This window comes from Collinsella aerofaciens, assembly GCF_040910265.1.
Taxonomy (GTDB): domain Bacteria; phylum Actinomycetota; class Coriobacteriia; order Coriobacteriales; family Coriobacteriaceae; genus Collinsella; species Collinsella aerofaciens_BK.
Window position 1 is genome coordinate 21756 of the sequence record NZ_JBDGAW010000017.1, and the last position, 23575, is coordinate 45330.

The 23575-nt window shown below is 59.1% G+C and carries 21 protein-coding genes and 1 pseudogene; 4 read left to right on the top strand and 18 right to left on the bottom strand.

Annotated elements, in window-relative coordinates:
* Positions 1–6: 6 nt before the first annotated feature.
* The 5 genes from AB5Z14_RS07455 to AB5Z14_RS07475 all read right to left on the bottom strand — a co-directional run bounded on the left by AB5Z14_RS07455 (position 7) and on the right by AB5Z14_RS07475 (position 5401).
* Positions 7–405 carry a PTS sugar transporter subunit IIA gene (locus AB5Z14_RS07455; protein WP_055287011.1) on the bottom strand — a complete coding sequence of 133 codons (399 nt, stop codon included), beginning with the start codon at positions 403–405 and terminating at the stop codon, positions 7–9.
* A 26-nt stretch (positions 406–431) separates the two neighbouring features.
* Positions 432–1265 carry a PTS system mannose/fructose/sorbose family transporter subunit IID gene (locus AB5Z14_RS07460; protein WP_117680463.1) on the bottom strand — a complete coding sequence of 278 codons (834 nt, stop codon included), beginning with the start codon at positions 1263–1265 and terminating at the stop codon, positions 432–434.
* Positions 1266–1267: 2 nt separating this feature from the next.
* Positions 1268–2053 (bottom strand): PTS mannose/fructose/sorbose/N-acetylgalactosamine transporter subunit IIC, encoded by a 786-nt coding sequence (locus tag AB5Z14_RS07465; RefSeq protein WP_195192560.1) that lies wholly within the window; start codon positions 2051–2053, stop codon positions 1268–1270.
* A 9-nt stretch (positions 2054–2062) separates the two neighbouring features.
* Positions 2063–2536, bottom strand: a complete 474-nt coding sequence (locus AB5Z14_RS07470; protein ID WP_117736586.1) for a PTS sugar transporter subunit IIB — start codon at positions 2534–2536, stop codon at positions 2063–2065.
* A gap of 123 nt (positions 2537–2659) precedes the next feature.
* Positions 2660–5401, bottom strand: coding sequence for a PRD domain-containing protein (locus tag AB5Z14_RS07475; protein WP_368130937.1), 2742 nt, complete (start codon positions 5399–5401; stop codon positions 2660–2662).
* A gap of 14 nt (positions 5402–5415) precedes the next feature.
* On the opposite strand from AB5Z14_RS07475, the gene AB5Z14_RS07480 reads away from it, so the two are divergent.
* Entirely contained in the window at positions 5416–5886 is a 471-nt protein-coding gene (locus tag AB5Z14_RS07480) for a hypothetical protein (protein ID WP_368130938.1), read from the top strand.
* Between the two features lie 497 nt (positions 5887–6383).
* On the opposite strand, the pseudogene tet(W) reads toward AB5Z14_RS07480, so the two are convergent.
* The 5 genes and pseudogenes from tet(W) to AB5Z14_RS07505 all read right to left on the bottom strand — a co-directional run bounded on the left by tet(W) (position 6384) and on the right by AB5Z14_RS07505 (position 12376).
* Positions 6384–8303: pseudogene (tet(W), locus tag AB5Z14_RS07485) on the bottom strand (tetracycline resistance ribosomal protection protein Tet(W)).
* Positions 8304–8674: 371 nt separating this feature from the next.
* Positions 8675–10018 carry a plasmid recombination protein gene (locus AB5Z14_RS07490; protein WP_368130939.1) on the bottom strand — a complete coding sequence of 448 codons (1344 nt, stop codon included), beginning with the start codon at positions 10016–10018 and terminating at the stop codon, positions 8675–8677.
* A gap of 456 nt (positions 10019–10474) precedes the next feature.
* Positions 10475–11629: a helicase RepA family protein gene (locus tag AB5Z14_RS07495; protein WP_052792089.1), complete on the bottom strand. Its 1155-nt coding sequence runs from the start codon at positions 11627–11629 to the stop codon at positions 10475–10477.
* Positions 11630–11636: 7 nt separating this feature from the next.
* Complete coding sequence (locus AB5Z14_RS07500; RefSeq protein ID WP_052792090.1) at positions 11637–11957, bottom strand: plasmid mobilization protein; 321 nt, start codon at positions 11955–11957, stop codon at positions 11637–11639.
* Positions 11958–11959: 2 nt separating this feature from the next.
* Positions 11960–12376, bottom strand: a complete 417-nt coding sequence (locus tag AB5Z14_RS07505; RefSeq protein ID WP_227791403.1) for a site-specific integrase — start codon at positions 12374–12376, stop codon at positions 11960–11962.
* On the opposite strand from AB5Z14_RS07505, the gene AB5Z14_RS07510 reads away from it, so the two are divergent.
* Positions 12369–12662 carry an XRE family transcriptional regulator gene (locus AB5Z14_RS07510; protein WP_068539730.1) on the top strand — a complete coding sequence of 98 codons (294 nt, stop codon included), beginning with the start codon at positions 12369–12371 and terminating at the stop codon, positions 12660–12662. The two genes, AB5Z14_RS07505 and AB5Z14_RS07510, sit on opposite strands and share 8 nt — an antisense overlap.
* Positions 12663–13279: 617 nt before the next feature.
* Here the strand turns inward: AB5Z14_RS07510 and guaA are convergent.
* Positions 13280–14878 carry a glutamine-hydrolyzing GMP synthase gene (guaA, locus tag AB5Z14_RS07515; protein ID WP_368130940.1) on the bottom strand — a complete coding sequence of 533 codons (1599 nt, stop codon included), beginning with the start codon at positions 14876–14878 and terminating at the stop codon, positions 13280–13282.
* Between the two features lie 267 nt (positions 14879–15145).
* Here guaA and AB5Z14_RS07520 point away from each other — a divergent pair, with 267 nt between their 5' ends.
* Positions 15146–16159 (top strand): asparaginase, encoded by a 1014-nt coding sequence (locus AB5Z14_RS07520; RefSeq protein WP_368130941.1) that lies wholly within the window; start codon positions 15146–15148, stop codon positions 16157–16159.
* Positions 16160–16177: 18 nt separating this feature from the next.
* Here AB5Z14_RS07520 and AB5Z14_RS07525 read toward each other — a convergent pair whose 3' ends face one another.
* The gene (locus AB5Z14_RS07525) at positions 16178–16396 is read right to left on the bottom strand and encodes a helix-turn-helix domain-containing protein (protein WP_368130942.1); all 219 of its coding nucleotides are present in this window, start codon (positions 16394–16396) and stop codon (positions 16178–16180) included.
* Positions 16397–16472: 76 nt separating this feature from the next.
* Between AB5Z14_RS07525 and AB5Z14_RS07530 the strand changes: the two genes are divergently transcribed.
* Positions 16473–16862, top strand: coding sequence for a hypothetical protein (locus AB5Z14_RS07530; protein ID WP_368130943.1), 390 nt, complete (start codon positions 16473–16475; stop codon positions 16860–16862).
* Positions 16863–16871: 9 nt separating this feature from the next.
* Here the strand turns inward: AB5Z14_RS07530 and AB5Z14_RS07535 are convergent, their stop codons facing one another.
* The 6 genes from AB5Z14_RS07535 to AB5Z14_RS07560 all read right to left on the bottom strand — a co-directional run bounded on the left by AB5Z14_RS07535 (position 16872) and on the right by AB5Z14_RS07560 (position 23452).
* Positions 16872–17255 (bottom strand): DUF1648 domain-containing protein, encoded by a 384-nt coding sequence (locus AB5Z14_RS07535; RefSeq protein WP_117765273.1) that lies wholly within the window; start codon positions 17253–17255, stop codon positions 16872–16874.
* Between the two features lie 11 nt (positions 17256–17266).
* Positions 17267–18343, bottom strand: coding sequence for a redox-regulated ATPase YchF (gene ychF, locus AB5Z14_RS07540; RefSeq protein ID WP_035136922.1), 1077 nt, complete (start codon positions 18341–18343; stop codon positions 17267–17269).
* 114 nt (positions 18344–18457) lie between these two features.
* Positions 18458–19711 carry a 4Fe-4S binding protein gene (locus AB5Z14_RS07545; protein ID WP_368130944.1) on the bottom strand — a complete coding sequence of 418 codons (1254 nt, stop codon included), beginning with the start codon at positions 19709–19711 and terminating at the stop codon, positions 18458–18460.
* Between the two features lie 151 nt (positions 19712–19862).
* Complete coding sequence (locus AB5Z14_RS07550) at positions 19863–20930, bottom strand: glycerol dehydrogenase (protein ID WP_368130945.1); 1068 nt, start codon at positions 20928–20930, stop codon at positions 19863–19865.
* A gap of 113 nt (positions 20931–21043) precedes the next feature.
* Positions 21044–22144, bottom strand: a complete 1101-nt coding sequence (locus tag AB5Z14_RS07555; protein ID WP_368130946.1) for a glycerol dehydrogenase — start codon at positions 22142–22144, stop codon at positions 21044–21046.
* An 84-nt stretch (positions 22145–22228) separates the two neighbouring features.
* Entirely contained in the window at positions 22229–23452 is a 1224-nt protein-coding gene (locus AB5Z14_RS07560; RefSeq protein ID WP_035136916.1) for an iron-containing alcohol dehydrogenase, read from the bottom strand.
* Positions 23453–23575: the final 123 nt, after the last annotated feature.

Below are 23575 nucleotides of genomic sequence, written 5' to 3' on the forward strand. Positions count from 1 at the left end.
CCTCCTCTATTCGTCGTCTTCGCACTCGGCGGAACTGGCACCGTTCACGTAGACAATCTGCTGGCGCGCCTCGTCGACGAGGGCGTCGAAGTCGAGTTTCTCGTCGGGGCGCGCGAGCGCGACCGTCATGGCGAGCGGGAGGTTGACACCCGCGATCACGTGGATCCGGTCGGAGGCGAAGCGGGAGAAGCGCTGGTTCACGCTGCCGCCGAGCGCGTCGGTGAGGACGACGACCTCGTCAGTGCCCGAAAGAGCCGCCTCGACCGCCGCGTCGAGCCCCTCGCCGTTGTCGTTCACGTAGGCGCACACGGCGTTGACGGCGTCGCTCTTACCCGTAAGGAACTCGAGGGTGTCCTTGAAGCCCTGGGCGAGAAGGGAATGGCTCGCCACAACTATCTTTCTCATTGATTCACCAATCTCTTGGGTCGAAGCTAGGCAAGGATGCCGGCGGCGGAGGCGACCATCGCGAGGACGATCACCACGAGGATGAGGGCCGTCATGCTCGCGTTCTTCTTGGTAAGAAGGTAATACGCGCTTCCCGTGATGGCGGCGGGGATCATGGCAGGCAGGATCTTGTCGAGCAGCGGCTGAATCTCCATCGAGACGTCGCCGAAGCTGAAGCTAATCGGGCAGGTGACGCCGATGACCGAGGCGATGAGGCAGCCGACCACGGTGAGGCCGAGCACGGAGGCGGCGGCAGTGAGGTTGGGAAGCTTCTCGCTGAAGTCGGTGACGAGCTTCACGCCCTGCTTGTAGCCGAACTCGAGGGCGTGCATGCGGACCCAGAAGATGGCCAGGATGAGCGCGAACCAGATGCCGGCTCCCACGGGGTTGCCCTCGATGGCCATGTAGGCGGCGATGGAGCCCATGATGGTCGGGATCATGGTCATGAGCAGGGAGTCGCCGACGCCGGCGAGCGGTCCCATGGTGCCGATCTTCAGGTCTTGGACGGCGTCCGCCGCCGCTAGGCCGTCGCGTTCCTCCATGGCCACGCAGGCGCCGAGGATGATGGCGGCGAGCCAAGGCTGGGTGTTGTAGTAGCGGAAGTGGTTGTTGAGCGCTTGCTTATAGTCCTCGTCGTTCGTGTAGATCTTCCTCAGGACCGGCGAGAGGGCGTAGGCGACTGAGGCGCCCTGCTGGGTCTGGTAGTTGAAGGTGCACACGCTCATGAGCCAGCGCCAGTTCGCGTTGCGCAGGTCCTTCTTGGTGACCTTGTAGCCGGAGGGCTTGCCCTCGGCGACGGCGGTGATGTTCTCGTTTTCCATGGTTACTCATCCTCTCCGATGAAGGCGTCTGCGGAAGCGTGGGCGGCGAGCTCGGTGTCCCTCTCGGCACGCTGGTAGAACGCGATCGCGAGGGCAACGCCGACGATGGCGGCGCCGATGATGGGCACGTTCAGGAAGGCCGAGAGGAAGAAGCCGGCGAGCAGGTACTGGAAGTACTTGCCAGTGGGCATGTAACGCAGCAGCATCGCGATGCCGACGGCCGGGAGCATCTTGCCGGCGAGGGTGAGGCCGGAAAGGAACCACTGGGGCATAACCTCGAGGAGCCAGTTGACGGCGGGCTGGCCGAGGGTCACGGAGACAAAGACGGGCAGGGCGGCGCACAGGCCGAAGAGCACGGGGCAGACCCACAGGATGGCGTTCATCTGCTTGAACTTGCCCTCGTCGCAGAACTTCTGGGACTTCTCGACGACGAAGCCGTTGAGGATCTTGACGATGACGTCGAGCTGGATGCCGAGCATGCCGACCGGCAGGCCGATGGCGAGGCCCGTGTCCGCGCCCAGGGTCACGCCGTAGGCGGTGGCGATGATGGCCATCGTGCCGTAGTCGGGAATCGACGAGCCGCCGAAGCCCGCGACGCCGAGCTGCATGAGCTGGATGGTGCCGCCGATGACGAGGCCGGTCTGCCAGTCGCCCATGACGACGCCGGTGATAAGGCCCCAGAAGACGGCATAGTTGACGAAGATCATCGGGATGCCGTAGTAGTCCACGTGCTTGATGAAGGCCAGCAGGGTCAAAAGGACGACTTGCAGGATAGTGAAGTTGACCATGATCCCTCCTTAGATGAGGTCGGCGACGGAGACGGGCTTGTCGGCGGGCACGAACTGTGCCGTCACCTTGACGCCGCGGGCGATGAGCGCCTTGTAGCTCTGGACGTTCTCGGCGGAGGCATAGGCGCGCTGGGTGAGCTGGACGCCGCCCTCCTTGACGAGCGAGCCGCCGACGATCAGCGACGGGAGCTCGATGCCCGACTCGACCAGGTGAAGGATCGTCTCGGGCTCCTTGGCGATGACAAAGACCTTCTCGCGGTCGTACTTGCCCGCCGCGAAGTTCTTGAGCGCGGTCTCCTCGGAGATGATCGAGACGGCCATGCCCGCGGGGCGCGCCATCCTCATAGTGGATTTCAGGACCTCGTCGCCGGCGACCTTGTCGTCGATGACCATGACTCGGGTCGCGCCCGACACCGGGGCCCACTGCGTCACGATGATGCCGTGAAGCAGGCGATTGTCGATTCGTGCCATAACAACACTCATGTTTGCTCCTATCAAATGAAGTTTTACGTTCGGTACTGCCTCGGCGCTATCCGGATTCGCGCCGGGCAAGGGGTTATCGGATTATTGAGGACGCGCAGTCAGCTTGCGGCGGCGCGGGGAAGGTCACTCGTCGAGCAGGAGGTCCGAGGAGCCGAGGCGCTCTTCTCGCGCCGGGGCGGCGCTCACGCTTATGTAGTCGAAGACATATGCGATCTCGCTTACGGGAACCTCTACGCGATAGCGCGTCGAGATGCTCGAGAAGCTCTGCCTGAAGGACTCGATGAAATCGGCACGCTCCTCCTCGAAGCGGTCCTGGCCAACGTAGGTCTCAATGGGGTTTCTGGTAACAAGGCGCTCGACGAGACAGCAGAGGTGGACGTAGAGCCCAATGATGGCGTTGCTGCCGATCTTCTCGCCTGTCCTGCGCTGAAGCTCGTGCACGGCGCTCTCGATCTCGTGGAATAGCCGCTCCGGGTCGAGGATGGTGATGGAGCGGATGACGTTCTGCAGCGTCATGTTCGAGAGCAGCTTCTCGTGGAAAGAAGAGAGCTCGGAAGCGTCAAGCCACCTGCCGAACACGGCATCGACCTTAGAGGCGGACGCCGTCGACATGATGTCCTCGAGGGCGACGAAGGGGATGGAGGCGACCCCGGGGTCTCCCGTGCCGATGACGGCGCAGACGCGGTGCTCGGAGAAAACGGCGTCGTTCGACCCGTTCGCGACGAGCTGCTTGAAGGGCCTCGTGAGCAGGCGCGCGCCTATGGTGCGCGGGAGGCTCTGCGAGACGAGCTGGCGTATCCTCTCCGCGGCGTCGACCCCGGACTCGGAGCAGAAGACGATGGCGTCCTCACGGTTGACGCGCTCGATCACCTTGCAGTGCGTCACGCACGCGGCGGTCGCATCGCCAAGAACCTCGGCGATGGACTTGCCGCCGAGCAGCCCGACCCCGATCTCGAGCGCAAGACCGGTAGAGACGTTGTTCACCACGCCGATAGTGGAGTCGGTAACGTTCTCGAGGGCCTTATAGGCCTCCTCCAAGGAGCCCATGTCGACGAGGAATACGACCCCGGTGCAGTAGGAATGGCGGTCGACGAGGCGCTGGAGCGGACCGACGATGTCCTTCAGCTGCTGGTCGTAGGGCATGTCGACCGCCTCGTACACATGCATGCCGAGCATACGGTTCGCCGCGTCGGCGATGCTCGTCGCCGTTGAGTAGCCGTGGGACAAGATGACGCAGAGCGTTCGAAGGGCCTTCGCGTCGCGAGACTCCGATGCGACGCACAGCGTCAGAAGCGTCTTCGTGAAGTGATCGAGCGAGATTCCCAGCGCCCCTTCCACGTCTGCGGCGACCTGATCGGAGACGCTCGAGGCAAACGGCAATTCGGAGGTCACGGCACCGAGGAGATGGGAGATTTGCTCCGCACAGGCAGACTTTCGCTTAGCCAGGCCGATGCCCGGCCACAACTGCAGGCAAATCTCCTGGGCCAGCAGAAAAGCGACCTTCCTCGAAAGCTCGATGCCATAAGAAGAGCCTGCGTCGGCAAGGACCGCGCCCACGATGCGCTCGAAGGCGCGCGACCTCGAGGAGGTAACGCCGCGGCTGAAGATCAAGTGATCCTCAACGCCGCGCACAGCGGAGACAGCTTGCGAGACGAGCTCGGAGACAGAGAGCTCCCCGGCGCAGAATCGCTCATCGAGAGAGCACAGGGCATCGAGCGCCTGCTCGACCGGCCCTGTGCTCTCGGCGGCATCCAGGGACGCGTCGATCAGAACGCCATCGTCGGGCTGTTGATCGATCTGCGCGGAGGAGAGGAGCCCGCTGGGAAGAAGATACGGGCGAACGACGACGTAGTCGCCCTCGCGATTGAGGAACGCTTTGGCGCAGCAGTTCGTCACGCAGGCGCGCAAGCCGGCGATGTTATCGGAAAAGTCCGCGTTCACGAGGCAACGGTATGCGCCGCGGCTGATCTTCACATCAGAACCGATTCGGCACCCCTCGCTGCGCAGGAAGCTCAAGATGAGATCCTCGCGCTCCTCGGGGGTCCGCTCCTTGAGTGAGGGGACGCGGGCACAGATGGGCATTTTGCTGTAGGCCGAGGAAACCTTCAGGTCATCGGCGGAAAGCGTCGTCGAAAGAACGAGGCGAGCGCGCGGCGCATCCTGGGAGGCATCGAGCCCGAGGGCCGTCGCAAGGCAGTGCTCCATCGCAGAGGGAGAGAGTGCCTCGATGCCGTTGACAAAAACCACACCCCCGCGCGATTTCGCGATCGACTCGTCAAGAAGCCCGTTGAACGAGGCGGCGTCCGGGACCCCGGCGCAGTCGATGCGCACATAGGAGGAGTCGCGGGACAGCAAGCCCTGGTTCTTGCCGTACTCGTACACAAGGCGAGAAAGGAAAGACTTACCGACACCCACGCCGCCGCTCAAGAGGATGGGTAGGCCAAACGGAGGGTACTGAACCGCAGCCTTGCACTGCTCGACAACGGAGCTGAGGCTCAGGTCGAAGCCCACGGCACGCGCGAAGTCGCGGTGATCGGCGATTCCCGTCGCCTGGATGAGGTCGGCGAGCGAGGCGTACTCGCTTGCAGAGAGCTTTACCTGAAAACGCTTCTGGAACGCGCGGCGATGAAAATAACGGACAGGCCTGCCCGCCACCTTAACCACAAGGCCGGCGCGAACAAGGTCGTTGAGGTACTGGCTCGCCAGACTCCTGGAGATGATGAGCGTCTCGGCGATGTCGGAGGTGGACAGACGGGCAAGGTCGTCGAGCGAGACGGCAGAGGTGAGGGCCTCGAGATGCTCGAGAATCCTGTCCCTCATGTCGACGGGCTTCTTTGCCAAGCTGTCCTGTGCGGTCTTGTCCATGACTTCTTACCTCCTTGTACAAGGAGTATAAGGGGAACACAGAGAACGGAAGGGGGCGCGTGGGGGAATCAACAGCCCCGAGGAGAAGTTCACCACTTGAGGGGCAGAAAACAACGGCCATTGAACATTCAGGGCCGACGCTCAACACTTCGGCTCGACACTTCGCTTTGGAAAGGGCCCTGCACGATGGTGCAGCCCACCATCTCGCAGCACAGGTCACCGAAGGTCGCGAGGATGCGCTCCTTCTGTTCCGCGGGCGAGACGACTCGGTGGGCAAGGTCCTCTCAAAAGGGGTCGTCCGACGCCGCAAGACCTCGATGACCGACTACCGCCTCGAGCAAGTGGCGGATTACCTCTGCACTATCGAACTTGCCTTGGTCAAGTACGAGGCCAAGGAGAACGGTGAGACGTACAACAAGTTCTTCGGAGGTATAGGCTCTTTCAAGAGGAACTGGCTCAAGCAAGCCCGCAACAAGCGGATATAGCTGGTCTCGCGGTTTCGCAAGGAACGGTCAGTTCTCCTCTGGCGAGGAATCCCGGGCGACGTGCTTCGAGCAGCGGAAGCTGAAGCGCAAGCAGAAGCAGCGCGGGCATTGATCGGTGCCGACATGGGCCCAGACGTGAACAGTGCTACGTCCCCTGTTCACGGGGCGCGAAACCGCAAAGGTTGCACAGAGGTTGCAAAATAAGAAGCCCCCGACCTGTTTTCGCAGGTCAGAGGCTTGAAATCAACGAATATCGTTTACTCCCACTCGCAAAATGAAACTTAATTCTAAACGCTTTTGTTTGGGGAATTTGATACCATTTGATTTTTCCTGATACCTATTATCCTTATCCTATGGGCTTGCCGAACTTTTGCTATCATTTGGCTATCAAGGAAATGGCTATCAACGGTAAAATTAGATTGGTTTCTCTGGTGGTTTACAACTACATTTTACCACGAAAGACAGGGAAATGCAATAACCTTCCTCGCTGTGGTGTATCAAGTGATCTTACTGAACATATGGCGCACCTTGTCCAGGCGGCTGTTTGGACGGCGGGGCTGGATGACCGGCTCGCCGACAGCGGCCTGATACCCTTTCAGTTCCGTCAGGCATACGCTCCGCCCGTTGGTGTAAAAGGCCAGATCAGTACGGTATGCCTGTATACAGCGGGCGGGAATCTCGCCAGTAAAGACAACTTCATCCTTTTTTACCTGGACCGTTTCGATGGTGGCACAGTATTTCGGTGCATCATGATAAGCCCTGGAAAGGTATTCCCGGGGCGCATAGAGGGTGAAGGAGAGATAAGGTTCCAGCAGTTGCGTCCCTGATTCCTTCAATGCCTGTTCCAATACAATCGGGGCCAATGAGCGGAAGTCCGCCGGCGTGCTGACCGGACTGTAATAAAGCCCGTATTCAAAGCAAATCTTACAGTCCGTTACGTTCCAGCCGAACAAGCCCTGCTCCAGCCCGTAACGGATACCATCCCTGACAGCGTTTTGAAAACTCTGGTTCAAGTATCCCAGCGAAACCCGGCTCTCGTATTGTACACCGGAGCCAAGCGGGAGTGGTGTAACAGACAGTCCGATGGATGCCCAAAACGGGTTGGGCGGCACCTCGATATGGATGGTGTGGCTGGCTGCTTTGAGCGGCCGCTCCATATAAATGACGGTGGGTTCCTTTACCACTGTTTCAAGCTTGTATTTTTCCGACAGCAAAGCGGAAACAACCTCCAACTGCACCCGGCCCAAAAAAGAAAGAATGATCTCATGGGTGATGGAATCCACCTCGCAGCGCAAAAGCGGGTCAGTATCCGCAAGTTGCGTAAGAGCGTCCAGCAGCCGTTCTCTTTGCGCTGCCGTTTTCGGCGCAATCGACGTCCGCAGCATGGGGAGGGGGTCCTCACGCCACCTTTTACGAGGGAGCCGGGTTGGGTCCCCTAATACATCGTTTAACCTCACGCTGTCGCTGGGAAGGATAACAATTTCACCCGGATAAGCGGTGTCTGTCCGAACAATTTCCCCTTTGGATGGAATACGCATCTCTGTGATTTTCAGCTTTTCTCTCCCGGCCAGAGCCACCGTATCCCGCAGGCGCAGCGTTCCGCTGTATAGCCGCAAATAGATGAGCCGCTGGCCACAATCTGTATACTCCACCTTGAAAACGCTGCCGCATAGGGCGTCGCTCCCCTGTTCCCCAATCGGTTGGAACAGCCCTGTCACCGCATCCATCAACGGTTGAATGCCAAGGCCCTTTTTGGCGCTGCCATGATAGACCGGGAACAGGGAGGCGTCTTGAACCCGCCGCTGTTCCTCCTGCGCAAGTTCTTCCCGGCTGATTGGTTCTCCTGCGATTTACTTTTCCAATAATTCATCGTTATTTTCGATGACCGCATCCCATGCTTCTATGTCGGTATTTTCCTCCAGGACTATTTCCGGGGACAGCGACACCGTCTGCTTGATGATAATATCGGCGGAGAGCTTATCCCGAACAGACTGATACACGCCCTGCAAATCAACGCCAGCCTGGTCGATCTTATTGATAAAGATAACGGTGGGAATGTCCATTTTCCGCAGGGCATGGAACAGAATACGGGTCTGGGCCTGCACACCATCTTTAGCGGAGATCACCAAGATGGCCCCATCTAAAACAGCCAAAGAGCGGTACACCTCCGCCAAAAAATCCATGTGGCCGGGCGTATCCACAATGTTGACTTTACATCTGTGCCACTGGAAGGAAGTGACTGCCGCTTGAATGGTAATCCCACGCTGCCGCTCCAAAAGCATGGTGTCCGTCCTCGTTGTCCCTTTTTCGACGCTCCCCGGTTCTGAAATGGCTCCGCTGGCATATAGCAGGCTCTCCGTCAAGGTTGTCTTTCCAGCGTCTACATGGGCAAGAATCCCGATATTGATAATGTTCATGTCTATCCTCCATACAAGGCCCAAATGGGCGCAAAAATCCCCAGCGGCTAATACTTTTACCGCTGGGGATCATGACTTCGGACAAACAGAAGTATGACGGCTTACATGAGCCGCTGTCCGTCACGATATTTACTAAAAAGGCAAAAGTATTCTTAAATTGGGTACAAAAACTAAGCCCCTGCAAGGGGCAATCATTTTTGCGCCCATTATCAAATTTTATTTAATAATACCTTGCCGCATATTTGGTAGACTCCTCAAATCAAGATTATAGCAGTATATCATAGTACACTCTAAAAAACAAGAAATTATTTTACCCGATTCCCCAAATAAATCAGGAGGGCATTCACTGGAACACCCTCCGTTTTTGGTGATTATCGTGCGCCTAATCTTGCTTTTTGCCTTGCGTCCCGTTTCCGTTCCTTTTCAGCCTGTTCCTGCTGGTAAGCGGCCTCTAATATTCTGTCCGCCTGTTCCGGGCCAATGGCCCGCCTGACCCGCTCATAGTCCCTGACCTTTCCCTTTAGACTGTCCCTCTCGGCGCAGACCTCGTAAATCCTTTCTGATAAGGAACTATTTTTGCTGACCTCCCGGCCATAGTCCGCTTGCAGCCGCTCAAATTTGGATTTGAGGTCGCAGTAGGCCCGGTAGACAGACCGCAGCACCTTGACGATCTTCGCCCATAAGGGCTTGGCCTTTTTCTCCCGGTAGGCCCTGGCCGATTCCAGCGGTCCCGCTTCTGGCAAGACCTGTTCCGGGTCGCTGGAAAATTCCTCCGCCAGCTTCTCCATGCCTTTCAGCATGTGGGCCACATCGTTTAGTTTGGCCTTGGCCTGGGCCGCTTCCTTTTCGGCAGCTGCCGCCTCCCTGTTCCTTCGGTCAACCTCGGCCTGGGCCAGCACAGCCGCCTCCTGAAGCTGTGCAAGCCGCTCCTGTTCACACTTCACCTTGAACTGCGTGACCGTCAGATGTTCCTCGGAACTGCCACGCTCTCCACGCTCCAAGTCCGTGTAGCCAGCGGAGCGCATCTGCTGAAAGAAATCATCCTGCAAGACGCTGTACGACTTTCTCAGCACAGGCTTGCCCTTTGCTGTTCGTAATGGCTCCCCGGTGGCCTCGTCTACTGCGGGCTGGGATGCCCACTTTTTGCTCATGCTGACCTGCATAACGGTTTCTTTGACCTTGCCCACCAGGGATTTGTCCTTGCACCGCTTTGTCCATCGTATCTCCTTCTCCACCACCGGGATATAGACCACATGGAGGTGGTAGTGGTACACGTCCTCTCCCAGCGCCTCGGACATAGCCCGGTTGCGTTCGTCGGCGTGCATGACCGCCGACAAAATATACTGCTCTCCACCTACGATTTTGATTGCGGATTTGTATGCGTCGGTGTAAAATTGTTTTGCGAAGTCATAGCCGCCGTGATTGTAGAAGTAGGCGGAGTTCACATCAAAGACCAACTCACCGTATCGAAATGCGTCCGCCTTAATGCCACGGGTGGAGATCACACCATCGGCCTCCATTTGGGAGAACATCTCCTGATACCCTGCGAATGGGACCTTGAAATGGACATTGAGCGACGTCCGCTCTGGTACAATGTCCTGGTTGACATAGGAATCCTTCTCGCGTTCGTTGTGCTGCTGGGTGTTGCCGATTTTAGCAGCGGTCAGCCTCATATTTCTTGCGTTGGTGCGGTCAATGCCGTCGCCTCTCGCCATAGGCAAAAATCCTCCCATTTCAGATGTTTGGTTGTTGAAAATGGACGGGGGTTCGGGGAAGGCACTTCCTGCGGGAAGTGTAATAACCCACTATGACACTTTCGCCCCGTTGGTGCGAAAGTGCCGTGGGCTCTCCGAGGGGGTGCGGGGGCTTTGCCCCCGGCAACTGCGGTTGCCTCCCCCAGCAGGGCCGCCCTTTGAAAAGGGCGCCCTGCACCCCGCCTAAACTTTTCCACTTGCCGGGTGGTGGAAAGGCACAGCCTTTCCACCACCCGGCAAGTGTCCTCCGTGGGCCAAATATCAAGGGGTTCGGGTTGTATTGCCTTGCGGCAATCTCCACCCACAGGTATGCCCCCTTGACATTTGACCCCGCTCCCCGTGACAGCCGTGACGACCGTGACGATGTTTTGGACACCGCCCCCGCTCTCAAAAAAGCCGTCACAGCCGTCACGGTCGTCACGCTTGGGGAGGATCCAGGGTCAGGCTGATACTTCTCCCGGCGTGGGTGCGGGTGTTCTCATAGCGGATATGATAGTCCGTTGCCAGTTTCCCGGCCCGGACGTTCAGCCGCATCGCCAGGGCATTGGGCTTCATATCCACTTGCAGGGCTGCCGCCAACTCCGTGGCCGTACCGCCCCAGGACGGCCTCTCCGCCGTGATAAAGGCGGCTACGGCCTCCAGCACCGGGTCGGGGGGTTCTACCCACAACTCCGTTTCCATCCGCTCCAGTGTCCATGTCAGGTGTTCCTTGTCCTTAATGAGATAGAGCCGCTGGTCTTGCTGGTCACGTCCTACCACATCCAAGGTGGCGGTGCCGTCCGTCCGCTTCTCCTTCTGAAGAAGAAAGGCCCCGTCTGCTGCCCCCGACAGGCCGTTGGTGCCGGAGATCATATCAAACTTGTCGTCGGCCTGCTGCTTCCGAGTGTGATGTACCAGTAGGAGGCAGACGCCGCAAGCGTCAGCAAGGCGTTTCAGCTTTCCTACCACCTCATAATCGTTGGCGTAGCTGTACTTATCCCCGCCAGCCTCCCGAATCTTCTGAAGGGTGTCAATGATAATCAGTTTGGTGTCTGGGTGTTCCTGCACGAATCGCTTTAGCTGTTCCTCCAGCCCGTTGCCGACCTGCTTTGCGCAGATGGAAAAGAGGAGGTCGTTGGTGCCGTCCATGCCGAACATCCGGTAAAGCCGCTCCTGCAAGCGACGGTGATCGTCCTCCAGCGCCAGATAGAGGACAGTCCCCTTGTGAACGGGATAGTCCCACAGGGGGAGGCCCATGCTGACGTGGTAGGCAAGCTGGGCCATCAGAAACGACTTGCCTACCTTGGGCGCTCCCGCAAAGAGGTACGTCCCCGGATAGAGCAGACCGTCAATGACGGGCGGTCTGCTCTGATAGACGTTCTCGTACAACTCGTTCATGGAAATCGTGGGGAGATACGCCGGGTCGTTCATGCGCTGCATTTTCCGCAGCAGTTCCGCATAATTTTTTTCAGGGGGATTGTTTTCTGTCGTTTCCTCTGTTATACTTGCGGTAGGTGTTTGTGAAATGGGCTGTTCCCCGTCTGCGCCAACAGACGGAACCGGGACAGTCCTTTTCGTTTCTCTGGAATCCATCAATCTATCAATCCTCCTTCATGCCGCCCATGATAGCGGCGATCATCTGAATGGTGTCCAGCAGTTCATCGTCCACGCCAGCCCCGTCCTCGGCCCGCCGCAGTTCGTCCAGAACGGCGGCAAGCTGGTCACGCAGGGCTTTGTAGACCTTGGGATTACCCTGTACCACTACGTCCCGGCACAGGAGGCGTCTTGTGATGTAGTCCTGCTTTGTCAGGCCGGAGAGCCGCACAGCGGCCTCGATCTGTTCATCTTCCTCCGGGGACACCCGGAAGGCCACGGTCTTGTTCCTCCAGCGATTTTTGTTGTCTCGGTTTTTCAGTGACATGGTTACGTTCCCATCCTTTCAAAGTCCAGTTTGTCCGCCATCTCCGTCTGCCTTGTAGGAAACAGATGGGCGTAGCGGTAGGTGATATCGATACTCTCATGCCCCACCCGGTCAGCGATTGCCAGGGCGGTGAAGCCCATATCAATCAGCAGGGAAATGTGTGAATGTCGGAGGTCGTGAATTCTGATCCGCTTCACTCCCGCCGCTTTCGCACCTCTGTCCATTTCATGGTGGAGATAGTGCTTGCTGACAGGGAAAATCCGTTCATTTGCCCCGGTGCTGTAAAACATCTTTAAGTAGTCCTCCATCTCTCCACAGAGGAATTTGGGCATCTTAATGACACGGTTGCTCTTTTTAGTCTTAGGAGTGGTAATCACGTCCTTGCCCTTGAGCCGCTGATAGGATTTGCTGATGGACAAGCCCGAGCTGCTCGAGTCCATCGCCGCAGCGCTCGGCGTGTCCGTCAACGCCCTCAAGGATTACGGCGTCGAGACCGCAGGCGACCTCATGTCGCTGCTCGTGCGGCTCGAAGACTCCTTCGGCATAGTTCCCTCAGCCGACGGTTCGGGCCTCTCCCTGAACCCCAAGGCGCCGCACGCGCCCAAAGCCGCGATGGCGATCGAGTTGTGGGCAGAGAAGCGCGCACGGCTCGAGAACGGCGAGATCGACGCCGACGAGTACGAGGACTGGAAAGCCTTGCTGTAACGGCTCCCCGCATTTCGCAATCAACGCAACCGAATCAGGACGCCAGGCTAGGCGGTGAGCTCCGCTCGCTCCTGCGTAAGCTGAGTTTTTACTCCCCATTGCATGCAAAGGCATTTCAAGCGTAAATGGGGAGTAAATGACGCGGTGGCTTACATGGCGGCACACGGCAGTACACTGCGGCATTTCCCCTGATTACTCCCGTTTTCATTGAGGCGGCGAGATTCTTTACTCCCCATTAACCACCTGGGGAAACGCCGTACGGAGACCGTAAAAACGCCCGTTGAGTTCGATTTGAGTTTCACGGGCCCCGAAACGGCCTCGTTTCGTTCTCGGGGACAAAAATCGCGCGTCTACTCATTCGGGATAAATCTTTACTCCCGTTCCTCCGAATACCGCCCCGTGCCTTGTCGTCTTGAAATACGGGGAGTAAATCGCGAAATCGCAGGTGAAAGGGAGTAAAACGGCAAAGAAAAAGCCTCCGTCCCAACGCGGGAACGGAGGCCAGATTACCGTATTTACTCACCGCCGTCGCTGGCGGCTTTGCCATGACTCTCGTACGAAACGAAACTCAGCAGCACAGTGCGGCACTCAAAAATACAGGTCAGAACCCTGTCAGCCTACTCCCACTCGATGGTCGCGGGCGGCTTGGACGTGATGTCGTAGCACACACGGTTGGCGCCGGGAACCTCGGCCACGATGCGGCCGGAGATGCGGGCCAGCACGTCGTAGGGCAGCTTAGCCCAGTCGGCGGTCATGGCATCGCTGGACTCGACGGCACGCAGGATGATCGGGCGCTGATAGGTGCGCTCGTCGCCCATAACGCCGACGGACTTAATGTCGGGCAGGACCGCGAAATACTGCCAGCAGCTGTGCTCGGAGTTGCGCTCACCGGTCTGCTCAAACAGACGCTGGTTGTAGGCGTCGAGCTCCTCGCGCACAATAGCATCGGCGTTCTTGAGGATCTCGAGCTTCTCCTTATCGACCGCACCGATGATGCGGATAGCCAGACCCGGGCCCGGGAAAGGCTGACGGAACACGATGTGACCCGGCAGGCCCAGCGCCAGGCCAAGCGCGCGGACCTCGTCCTTAAAGAAGTGATCGAGCGGCTCGATGAGGTCGAAGTGCACGCCCTCGGGGAACGGGATCAGGTTGTGATGGCTCTTGATGGTGGCCGTCTTGCCACCCGTCTTGCGAGCGCCGGACTCGATGATGTCGGGGTAGATGGTGCCCTGAGCCAGGTACTTGACCGGTTTGCCATCGGTCTCGAGCTGCTGAGCAACCGCGAAGAACTCTTTCCAGAACTGCCTACCGATGATGCGGCGCTTCTCCTCGGGCTCGGTCACGCCGGCCAGAAGCTCGGCATAACGGTCCTCGGCGTGAACGTGAATAAAGTCGACGTCAAACTGCTTGGTGAAGACCTCCTCCACCTGCTCGGGCTCGCCCTTGCGCAGCAGACCGTGGTTGATGAACACGCAGGTCATCTGCTTGCCCACGGCGCGAGCGCCCAGCGCAGCCACGACAGAGGAGTCGACGCCACCGGACAGAGCCAGAATCACGCGGTCGTCGCCGACCTTCTCGCGGAACTCGGCCGTCATGGTCTCGACCAGGTTGTCCATGCTCCAGTTGGGCTCCAAGCCGCAGATCTCAAACAGGAAGTTGCTCAGCAGCTGCTGACCATACTCGGAATGCTTGACCTCGGGATGGAACTGCGTGGTGAAAATCTTGCGCTCGACGCACTCCATGGCAGCAACCGGGCACACGTCAGTGCTGGCGGTAACGGTAAAGCCCTCGGGCACCTCGGAAACGGCGTCGCGGTGGCTCATCCACACGGTCTGTTCCATAGGCGTGGAGTTAAAGAGCTTGGCGCCGGCCGTGCGCGTGATGGTGGCGCGGCCGTACTCGCCCACCTCGGAGTGGCCGACCTTGCCGCCGAGCGTCACGGCCGTGATCTGATGGCCGTAGCAAAAGCCCAGGACGGGAAGGCCCAGGTCAAAGATGGCAGGATCGATGGACGGAGCGTCCTCGGCATACACGGAAGCCGGGCCGCCGGAAAGGATGAGCGCAGAGGCGTTCATCTCGCGAATCTCGTCGGCCGAGATGTCGCAGGGGACGATCTCGGAATACACGTTGAGGTCGCGGACGCGACGGGCAATGAGCTGACCGTACTGCGCACCAAAGTCGAGTACGAGGACCTTTGCGGAAGCCTTTTGATCCATGGTTCCCCCTCTTGTTGGCGGGGAGCCGGTGCCCACCCGCGTGAATGAACGAAAATAGCCTTCATAGTGTACACGTTATATGGGGCTTCTCGCCCCTCGCAGCCATCAGCGCACGGCAAACGCACGACCTAGGCCCCTATTTGACGGCAATTGAAGTGTTACCGAACGTTACAGATGATGTAATACGTTTGAACATTGGACGCCCTGTGCCACAATACTGCAGAACGACTCCGCCCTTGCGGCGGCAAATACGATAGGAATACCAGCATGAAGCGCATCCTTCTCATCGCCACGGGCGGCACCATCGCATCGACCGAGGACGGCAACGGCCTCTCCCCCGCCCTGACCGGTGAGGAGCTCGCCCAGAGCGTCCCCGAGATCTCGGACCTCTGCGAGCTCGACGTGGTGCAGCCCATGAACATCGACAGCACCAATATGCGCCCGAGCGACTGGATGCGTATCCGCGACGTCATCGTCGAGGGCTATGCCGACCACGACGGCTTTGTGGTCCTGCACGGCACGGACACCATGAGCTACACCGCGGCAGCGCTTTCCTACCTGATTCAGGACAGCCCCAAGCCCATCGTGCTCACCGGCTCGCAAAAGCCCATGGGCAATCCCTTTACCGACGCCAAGCTCAATCTGTATCAGAGCCTGCTCTATGCGCTCGACGAGCATTCGCACGACGTCTCGATCGTGTTTGGCGGCGTCGCCATTGCCGGCACGCGAGCCCGCAAGCAGCGCACCATGAGCTTTAACGCGTTCATTAGCGTCAACTATCCGCCCATTGCCTACATCCGCAACGACCGCATCGTGCGCAACGGGCTCCACGGCACTCATCAGGGCGAAAACCCGGTGCGTTTCTACGACAGCATCGACCCGCGCGTATTTGTACTCAAGCTTACGCCCGGCGAGAACCCGGGCGTCCTCGACGCCCTTGCCGATAGCTACGACGCCGTGATTTTGGAGACCTTTGGCATTGGCGGTATCCCCGAGTTTGGCGAGTCGAGCGAGTCGTTCCAAGAGGCGATTTTCCGCTGGGTCGATTCGGGCCGAACCGTCGTTATGACCACGCAGGTCCCCGAAGAAGGCCTCGATCTGGGCGTTTATGAGGTCGGCCGTGCTTACGCCGATCATCCGGGCATTCTGCGCGGCGACGACATGACCACCGAGACGCTCGTGGCCAAGACCATGTGGGCACTCGGCCAGTCACGCGATGCCGCCGAGATCCAGCGCCTGTTCTACAGCCAAGTCAACCACGACCGCATCCCGATGGCGTAAGTTGTCGACGGGTGTCCCCTATTCAATATCCTTGAGAAGCTCTGACACCGTCATACCGAGTGCAGGCGCAATCTTAAATAGAACCTTGAGCGTGAAATTTGCCGTTCCATCTTCGATTCTGTCGAGATAGGGGCGGCTGATTCCTGCTGCCACACAAAAATCAACCTTGGAGATACCAAGGTCCCTGCGCGTCTGTTCGACTCGCTTGCCAAGAATCTGTTTCGCACGTTCGTCCATGCAGCCGAGTTTGAAATGGAGCCGAACAAAAACGTAAACTATAGTTTACGTTTTGCCGAATACACAGGAGTTTTCTATGGCGGGTTCTTCGGTCCGCACGTACCGAGCCACGCTTCGCACAAACAGCGCACCGCCCAAGCTCGTCGTCGTTGAAGCAGAATGTCTTTCGCCCGATGAGCGCACAGCATTTGCATTGCTATCAAGTCGCGTCGCCGCCGTTCTGATCCCTTGCCCGGCGCAAGGTGAACTTGCCATCCAATGCCAAACGCATAGCTGCTCGCTTAATCAGGCTGCCGTAATCGCAACCAGCCAGCGTGGCCTGCCCCTTCTCCTGGAAGCCGGTACCGCGCTCACCCTTCGCGGCACCGGATACGAAAACGAGACCGCCGCCGACATGGTCTTTACACCACGATCGAGCGGCGGCCTCGCAGCAGCCATCGAATATGCTTGCAGGCTCGTTGCCTAAAGGCGCAAGCTAAAAGCCCAGGCCAAAGCCCATACCGGTAATCGCCGAATACATAAAGTAGACGTTGATCACGTTGAGGAACACACCCGTGATGCAACCGTTACGCAGGTAGCGCTCGCACACGATGCGCGCCATGGCGGCGGAGTCATCATTGTTCTTTGCCTGGCGTCCCGCCGTAAAGTACGTCGCCACGCTCAGCAGCAAGTTGAGCACCGGCAGCGCCAGCAACTCGTAGCTCTTGCCCCAGCGCGTCGCCTCGCCGGCGGCATTAAACTTTGTTGCCACCTCGGGACCAATGTTGGGGATAACACACGCTGCGACCACCAGCGGAATCACCGCAAGTACGAGCAGCGCAATACCCATGTAACCAGCTTTTTTGCCATATTTAAACATATGCGTCGTCCTTACACGTTAAAGCGGAAGTGCACGACGTCGCCATCGGCCATGACATAGTCCTTGCCCTCAATACGCAGCTTGCCGGCAGCCTTAGCGCCCTGCTCGCCACCGAGCTCGATGTAGTCGTCATAGCCAATGACCTCGGCCTTAATAAAGCCGCGCTCAAAGTCGGTGTGAATGACGCCGGCGGCCTGCGGAGCGGTCGCACCCTGACGCACCGTCCAGGCCTTGACCTCCATCTCGCCAGCCGTAAAGAACGACTGCAGGCCGAGCAGCTTGTAGGCTGCCTGCGCGAGCACGTCCAGACCGGGCTGCTCCAGGCCCAGGCTCTCCAGGTAGTCGGCGGCGTCCTCGGGATCGAGCTCGGAAAGCTCGGCCTCGATCTTGGCGCAGATGGGCAGTGGCTTGACACCATCGATGGGCGCCAGGTCGTCGTTGAGCATGTCCTCGTCTACGTTGGCCACATACAGGATGGGCTTCATGGTGAGCAGGAACAGGCCCTTGGCAGCGGCGCGCTCCTCGTCGGTCATCTCCATAGACGCAGCGCGCTTGCCCTCGTTGAGCCAGGCAAGCAGACGCTTGGCGACCTCGAACTTGGGCATGAGCTCCTTGTCGCGCTTGGCCTCCTTCTCGAGCTTGGGCAGCTGCTTCTCGAGCGTACCCATGTCGGCCAAGATGAGCTCGGTCATGATGGTATCGGCATCGCCGGCAGGATCGACGAACTCGCCCGTGCGGCCCACTTCACGCATGACGTTGGGATCCTTAAAGTAGCGCACGACCTCGCAGATGGCGTCGGTCTCGCGGATGTTTGCCAAGAACTGGTTGCCCAGGCCCTCGCCCTCGTTGGCGCCCTTCACCAGACCTGCGATGTCGACGAACTCGACCGTAGCCGGCACGATGCGGCCCGGGTTAACGATGTCGGCGAGCTTTTGCAAGCGGCTATCGGGCACATCAACGATACCCACGTTGGGGTCGATCGTGGCAAACGGGTAGTTGGCGGCAAGGCCGGTCTTTTTGGTAAGCGCGGTGAACAGCGTCGACTTGCCCACGTTGGGCAGGCCCACGATACCGATGGAAAGGGACACGACAGCTCCTTTTGGTACAAGCATTTCAAACTGCATAAGTATAGCGCCGCCGCGGCATCTGGGCGAACCCGGACGCCACGGCGGCACGAATGAAGCAGAGATAGGGGTCGCTGACTAGTCCGCGAGTTTCTCCACCTGATCGAGCATCTTGTCGAGCTTGGCCTTTGCCTCAGCCTTGACCTTCTGGGCTTCTTCGTGGGCCTTCGCCTTCTGGGCGGCCTTTTCCTCGGCCTCGGGATCGACGACGACCAGGTTGGATGCATCATGTTCAACCAGCTTAAGCGCATGCTCGGGGCACACCTTGACGCAGGCTCCGCAGCCTAGGCAATACGTGGACTCCAGTGCAAAGCGACCGCTTCCCACCAGATCGCAGGCAAACGTGGGGCACACGTTGACGCACTCGCCACACGACGTGCACTTGTCAAAATCGCATTCCGGCGTGCTCACCTGCATGTTCTGGGCAAGCTCGGGGTGGTTTTGCAACGTCGAGAGCACCAGTTGGCGCCCGTGCGTGAGTGAACGGCGACGCTTGGTCGTCGTGGTGCCGCACATGGTATTGAGCGTGCGCTCCAGCTGGGTAATCTGGTGGCGGTGGGCTTTGAGCTTCTGCGTCACCGAGGCCAGCGCCGCCGTTGCCGGGTTGAGCTTGGTCACGGTAAGGCCCGTGGTGCGGGCAATCTTATCCATGTACTCCTTGCGCTCGTACTCGCGGCGCTTATGACATTTGAGGCTCTTGGGGTCGACCTCCAGGCCCATGCCCGTACCGGCCCACTCCTCGGCGGTAGCGATTGCCTCGCCCAGAATGTCCTCACCGCCGGTGTTGCGGCATTTATCGCACACGCCCAACGGCAGGTACACACTCACGTTGGGATAGTCCGCCAGTACCGAGAACCAGGTCTCGGCCGTAATATCGCCCACGCAGGCGACGACGACCTCGTTCTCGCGCGGCATGCGCTTGAGGGCGCGCGTGCAGGTGACGTAGGCGGTCTCGTGGCTCGTAGCTGCAGAGACGATATCGTCATACAGGTTTTTGGGCGCCAGGCGCGGCGAGATGATCGCCTCGGTCGGACAGGCAGCGGCGCACAGGCCGCACTTGCGACAGGAGTCGAGGATCTCGATGGCGTCTTCCTCGACCTCGATAGCGTTGACCGGGCACACGTCCATGCACGCGGTGCAGCCGCTCTTTTCGTTTTTGCAGGTCAGGCACGGAATGGTGTTGCCGCGCGGGCGCTCCTTGTAGTCGGCAGGATTCCACTGCGGCGCCGACGGATCGAGTGCATCGGTCACACCGCCAAGCGGGTTTTTAAGAAAGTCGAAACCCTTGCTGATCTCGATAATGTCATCAAACAGATCGTGTTCCTGCGCCATGCGCGGCCCCTCCCTGAGCAGTGCAAACAAGCAAGAGATAATGATACGCTATCGGCCCACGCCTCGGGCAAATTACACGCGGAGCATCTTTGCGGCAAATAGCCCATGGTCTATCGCCGCCTCGATTGCACAAGGCCAATCAAGCGCCAAACTATGCCTCGCACATGAGCTGCACGAGCTGTTGTTTGGTCACCTTGGCGTGTTCGTTAGCCATATTGCGCTCGTTTCTAAAGACCGCATTTGCAACACCTTGCAGATCAGCATCGGAAATCTCGCCAAGGCCCAGCTCCTCGAGCGTCGTCGGCAGACCGACGCGTTGGCAAAACTCGAGCACCTGATCAAGATCGGGTGCACGCTCCAGGCGCAGCTGCACCACCAGGCCAAATGCCACGGCCTCGCCATGCATTGCCTTGCACTCGGGCAGAATCGTCAACCCGTTGGCGATGGCATGCGCCAACGCCAAGCCACCGCTCTCAAAGCCAACACCCGAGAGCAGAATATTGCACTCGATCAGGCGCTCAACTGCCGGCGATGTACGGCCCTTTTTGAGATCGCGCTTGGCAGCGACGCCGCACTCCATGAGTGTGTCATAGCAGGCACGAGCCGCAACCAAGGCCAAGTGCCCCGGCGCGCCACCGTGCTCGTTGGTACCGTGCGCCGCGGCGCACGAACGCGCCTCGAAGTACGTTGCCAGTGCGTCGCCCATGCCAGCGACCGTCATACGCAGTGGGGCTGCCGCGACCACGTTGGTATCGACCACGACCAGGTCTGGATTCTTCTCGAGCATCAGGTAGCGGTCGAACGACCCATCCTCGTGATACAGCACCGAAATCGCGCTGCACGGACCGCCCATCGAAGCCGCCGTGGGGCATACGCACAACGGCACCTCGGCATAAAACGCAACGGCCTTGGCAATATCGAGTATCTTGCCGCCGCCAATACCCACCACCATGTCACAATACTCGGCCCGGGCTTCCTTGGCCATTTCGACAACGGCATCTTCCGTACACGGACCGTTGTAAATCTTAAAGAACGGCTCGCTTAGATCTTCGTCCAGAAATCCATCGACGATCTGCCTGCACAGCCGATCCTCGGTGCCCTGGTCAAACAAGACATAGGCAGCGCAGCCCAACCATGACAAATACCTGCCCTGACGCGAAAGTTCGCCCGGCCCCTGAACATACCGGCCGGGACCGCCATAAACCATGGGAAGCGCCATACGAGAATCCGCCCTTCATCAAACAACGATTGGTGCAAAGTAACCTGACCCCTTTGCACCATAGCAAAAAGGGGCAAAGCCATCTGCCGGCTTTGCCCCTTCCTTAGCTTGATTTACTCATCCATGAGGTAATAATGACCCAGTGCGTCGGCACCCAGGATGGCGTTGGCGACCATCTCGGGCGTCACCTCAAACGGCATGTTGCACATGGTGTCATCGGGCGCGCAGGCGGCCTCGGCAACAATCATGGCCTGCTCGCGCGTAAGCTCGGCAACGCCAAGTTCCTTCATCGTGACCGGCAGGCCCAGCTCAATGCAGAAGCCCAAGACTTCCTCGAGCTTCTCGGTCGGAGCATCCTCGAGTACCAGCTGGACGATGGTGCCGAAGGCGACCTTCTCGCCGTGATACATGCCATGGCACTCGGGCAGCATCGTCAAACCGTTATGGATGGCATGAGCAGCAGCAAGGCCTGAGCTCTCAAAGCCAATGCCCGAAAGCAGTGTGTTGGCCTCGATGATATGCTCGACGGCAGGCGTAAGCGCACCCTTCTCCAGCGCGACCTTGGCCTTGACGCCGTCGGCCATAAGCGTCTCGTAGCAGAGCTTGGCAAGCGCCAGACCAGCCATGCCGCCCTTGCCGCCAGCGCAGGTGCCACCGTCGGCATCGTGCGTTGCCTGGGCCTCGAAATAGGTTGCGAGCGCATCGCCCATACCGGAAACCGTCAGGCGCACCGGGCTCGCCGCGATAACCGTCGTATCCATCAGGACAATGTTGGGGTTTGCCTTAAGGAAGAGGTACTTGTCGAACTGGCCGCCATCGGTATAGAGCACCGAAAGCGCCGAGCACGGTGCATCGGTCGAGGCGATGGTGGGGCAAATGATAACCGGGGATTCCAGGTAATAGGCAACGGCCTTCGCGGTATCGAGGATCTTGCCGCCACCGACGCCAACGATGATGTCGCAACCGTTGTCGCGAGCGAGCGCAACCAGACGATCGACCTCGCCCTTGGAGCACTCGCCGTTAAAGTCCTCAAACAGCAGCTCGGCCTTAGCCTCGGCAAAACCGCCCTCGATCTTGGCACCGACGCGCTTCTTGCCCGAAGGCGTCACGATGACGAGGGCCTTAGCGCCGAGCGGTTCGACATAGGAGCCGAGCTTGGCGAGCTCGTCCGGGCCCTGGATGTACTTGCTGGGGCTATTGAAGATTGCAGCCATTTTTATCCCATTCTCTAATAATTAAAAAGAAAGGGGCTCCGTACGGATACGTGCGGAGCCCCTCGTTACGATAACAAGAGTCGATTAGAAATCGATGTCGGTGTCGTAGTAGCAGGCCTTGAGGATCTTCTCGAAGTCGGCAGCCTTGGTCTCACGCGGGTTCTCGGGCGTGCAGGCGTCCTGCTCGGCGTTCGCAGCGATCTCGGGCAGCTTGGCGAGGAACTCCTCCTCGGAAACCATCTGCGGGTTCTCGGCGTCGACCTTCACGCCACCATTCGCGTAATCCTTGATGGACTGCGGAATGTTGAGCTGGTCGTTGAGGTCGCGAATCTTCTGGACGAGCGCAGCGATGAGCTCCTCGTTGGTCTCGCCGGGAAGGTGCAGGATCTCCTTGGCCACGTAAGCGTAACGCTCAGCAGCACGCGGGTCCTTGGAGTTCCACTGGATGACCTTGCCCAGGTACATGGCGTTAGCAGCACCGTGGATGATGTGGCCGTTCTCAAAGGCTGCACCGGTCTTGTGAGCCATGGAGTGAACGATGCCGAGCAGGCCCGAGGAGAAGGCGATGCCGGCGATGCACTGAGCCTCATGCATGTGCTGACGGGCCTCATGGTCGCCAGCATAGGACTTGGGCAGCCACTCGACGATCTCGCGGATGCCGTGCAGGGCGTTGGCATCGGTGAACATAGAGGCGCAGGTGGAAACGTAGGCCTCCATGCAGTGGGTCAGAGCATCCATGCCGGTGTGAGCGCACAGCTTGGCGGGCATGGTGTAGGTGAGCTCGGGGTCGACGATGGCGACATCAGGGGTGATGTTGAAGTCGGCCAGCGGGTACTTGATGCCCTTGGCGTAGTCGGTAATGACGGAGAACGCGGTGACCTCGGTAGCGGTGCCGGAGGTAGAGGAGATGGCGCAGAAATGAGCCTTCTGACGCAGCTCGGGGAAGCTAAACGGCTGGATGATGTTGTCGAAGGACTCCTCGGGATACTCGTAGAAGACCCACATGGCCTTAGCGGCATCGATGGGCGAGCCGCCGCCGATGGCGATAATCCAGTCGGGCTCGAACTCACGCATGGCCTCGGCGCCCTTCATAACCGTCTCGATGGACGGGTCGGACTCGACGCCCTCGAACAGCTTGACCTCGAAACCGCCTTCCTTAAGGTCGGCCTCAACGTCCTGCAGGAACCCGCCGCGGCGCATAGAGCTGCCGCCAGAAACGATGATGGCCTTCTTACCCTTGAGGTTCTTCACCTCGTGGCGAGCGCCCTCACCAAAGTACAGATCGCGAGGATTGGTAAAACGTCCCATACTGTGCCTCCTAAACAAGCCCCTCTTAGACTTGCGTATATAACGGAGCACCCGATTGGCTCCGTTAGGACCATTTTGCGCGTTGCCGGCGATGACAATGCGCGATGTCTAAACGTCTCAACG

What these genes read in the sequence shown, in the direction of transcription:
- AB5Z14_RS07455 (WP_055287011.1), bottom strand. Translation starts at nt 405, where the DNA reads ATGAGAAAGATAGTTGTGGCGAGCCATTCCCTTCTCGCCCAGGGCTTC.
- AB5Z14_RS07460 (WP_117680463.1), bottom strand. Translation starts at nt 1,265, where the DNA reads ATGGAAAACGAGAACATCACCGCCGTCGCCGAGGGCAAGCCCTCCGGC.
- AB5Z14_RS07465 (WP_195192560.1), bottom strand. Translation starts at nt 2,053, where the DNA reads ATGGTCAACTTCACTATCCTGCAAGTCGTCCTTTTGACCCTGCTGGCC.
- AB5Z14_RS07470 (WP_117736586.1), bottom strand. Translation starts at nt 2,536, where the DNA reads ATGAGTGTTGTTATGGCACGAATCGACAATCGCCTGCTTCACGGCATC.
- AB5Z14_RS07475 (WP_368130937.1), bottom strand. Translation starts at nt 5,401, where the DNA reads ATGGACAAGACCGCACAGGACAGCTTGGCAAAGAAGCCCGTCGACATG.
- AB5Z14_RS07490 (WP_368130939.1), bottom strand. Translation starts at nt 10,018, where the DNA reads ATGGCGAGAGGCGACGGCATTGACCGCACCAACGCAAGAAATATGAGG.
- AB5Z14_RS07495 (WP_052792089.1), bottom strand. Translation starts at nt 11,629, where the DNA reads ATGGATTCCAGAGAAACGAAAAGGACTGTCCCGGTTCCGTCTGTTGGC.
- AB5Z14_RS07500 (WP_052792090.1), bottom strand. Translation starts at nt 11,957, where the DNA reads ATGTCACTGAAAAACCGAGACAACAAAAATCGCTGGAGGAACAAGACC.
- AB5Z14_RS07510 (WP_068539730.1), top strand. Translation starts at nt 12,369, where the DNA reads ATGGACAAGCCCGAGCTGCTCGAGTCCATCGCCGCAGCGCTCGGCGTG.
- guaA (WP_368130940.1), bottom strand. Translation starts at nt 14,878, where the DNA reads ATGGATCAAAAGGCTTCCGCAAAGGTCCTCGTACTCGACTTTGGTGCG.
- AB5Z14_RS07520 (WP_368130941.1), top strand. Translation starts at nt 15,146, where the DNA reads ATGAAGCGCATCCTTCTCATCGCCACGGGCGGCACCATCGCATCGACC.
- AB5Z14_RS07525 (WP_368130942.1), bottom strand. Translation starts at nt 16,396, where the DNA reads ATGGACGAACGTGCGAAACAGATTCTTGGCAAGCGAGTCGAACAGACG.
- AB5Z14_RS07530 (WP_368130943.1), top strand. Translation starts at nt 16,473, where the DNA reads ATGGCGGGTTCTTCGGTCCGCACGTACCGAGCCACGCTTCGCACAAAC.
- AB5Z14_RS07535 (WP_117765273.1), bottom strand. Translation starts at nt 17,255, where the DNA reads ATGTTTAAATATGGCAAAAAAGCTGGTTACATGGGTATTGCGCTGCTC.
- AB5Z14_RS07545 (WP_368130944.1), bottom strand. Translation starts at nt 19,711, where the DNA reads ATGGCGCAGGAACACGATCTGTTTGATGACATTATCGAGATCAGCAAG.
- AB5Z14_RS07550 (WP_368130945.1), bottom strand. Translation starts at nt 20,930, where the DNA reads ATGGCGCTTCCCATGGTTTATGGCGGTCCCGGCCGGTATGTTCAGGGG.
- AB5Z14_RS07555 (WP_368130946.1), bottom strand. Translation starts at nt 22,144, where the DNA reads ATGGCTGCAATCTTCAATAGCCCCAGCAAGTACATCCAGGGCCCGGAC.
- AB5Z14_RS07560 (WP_035136916.1), bottom strand. Translation starts at nt 23,452, where the DNA reads ATGGGACGTTTTACCAATCCTCGCGATCTGTACTTTGGTGAGGGCGCT.